Source organism: Gemmiger formicilis, assembly GCF_016901605.1.
Classification (GTDB): Bacteria; Bacillota; Clostridia; order Oscillospirales; family Ruminococcaceae; genus Gemmiger; species Gemmiger formicilis_B.
In genome coordinates this window covers 1-443 of the sequence record NZ_JACJKP010000451.1, presented here as the reverse complement: position 1 = coordinate 443, position 443 = coordinate 1, and the positions used below count along the sequence as shown (strand labels likewise).

Sequence of the window (443 nt, the reverse complement as noted above, 5' to 3'; positions counted from 1 at the left end):
GGCCAGGACGGCGGCGCCGGCAACCCCGCCACCGAGGACGGCGACTATGTGACCTCGTACCTGTGGAAAGAGGTTCTGCAAAAGGACAAGCTGCTGGATATTTTGCAGAAGTTCATCAGCTTCCAAATCACGCGCGAGCACATCCGCCAGCCGGACGGCAGTATGCGGCAGGTGGTCAAGCGGCGGGTCATCTTCCCCCGGTATCACCAGTTGGACGTGGTGCGCAAGCTGATTGCCGACGTCAAAGAGAACGGCCCCGGCCACAACTACTTGATTCAGCACAGCGCCGGGTCCGGCAAGTCCAACAGCATCGCCTGGACGGCCTACCGCCTGGCCAGCCTGCACAATGAGGATAACGAGCCGATTTTCACCTCGGTCTTTATCATCACCGACCGCACGGTGCTGGACGCCCAGTTGCAGAACACTGTCAGCGGCTTTGACCA

The 443-nt window shown here is 60.5% G+C and carries 1 protein-coding gene; it reads left to right on the top strand.

The window, feature by feature from the left end:
* A partial coding sequence (locus H6B10_RS15390) for a DEAD/DEAH box helicase family protein (protein WP_204652350.1) occupies positions 1 to 443 on the top strand: 443 nt, incomplete at both ends.